Genomic DNA, 523 nt, shown 5'->3' with positions numbered 1-523 from the left:
GAGAATCAGCCCGCGGCCTCTCCAAAAATGAATGCGAGGAGAAGAAGCGCGAGCTGAAATCGGTTGGAACCGCATTGGGATCATACAACGAGAATACTGGCTACGGCTCCATAGCGTGTTTGCCGGAGTCTTCGTTTTAACCGGCCAGAGCAACCCGTCTTCGTCTAACCGTCTCCTGACTGCATCCGAGCTGCGTTGCTATCGCCGCGTTGCCGTAACCCTGCCGTATCATCGCAATAACGCGGTCACGGTATGGCGCGGGCCTCGGTTCGTGCTCGATCAGCATTCCTGGCATCCTATCGGTTGGCTTACGGCTCTGCACCTTGCGAACCGCCTTGACGAGTTTCGGATTGCAGCAAAGCTTCTTGGCAATCTGAATGTCTGTGAACGGGCCAGCCTCTAGTAGCGTCGTGATCTGCAACTTCAGGCGATCGGTCACATCATCAACGTATCCTTGCCGCCGCTCGTCCAGCTGCGGCTCCATGATCATGCCGACGATTGCAACGCTGTTGCGCATCGTGCC

At 56.6% G+C, this 523-nt stretch carries 1 protein-coding gene; it reads right to left on the bottom strand.

Going from position 1 to position 523, the window contains the following annotated elements:
* Positions 1-136 precede the first annotated feature (136 nt).
* On the bottom strand, positions 137-523 hold a 387-nt coding region (locus ACQV2G_RS09175), incomplete at its 5' end, for a hypothetical protein (RefSeq protein ID WP_428876657.1).

This window comes from Facklamia sp. P12955, assembly GCF_050409565.1.
In the GTDB taxonomy this organism is placed as follows: Bacteria; Bacillota; Bacilli; order Lactobacillales; family Aerococcaceae; genus Facklamia.
The sequence above is the reverse complement of the archived record's forward strand: the minus strand, read 5'-3'. Positions and strand labels throughout refer to the sequence as shown.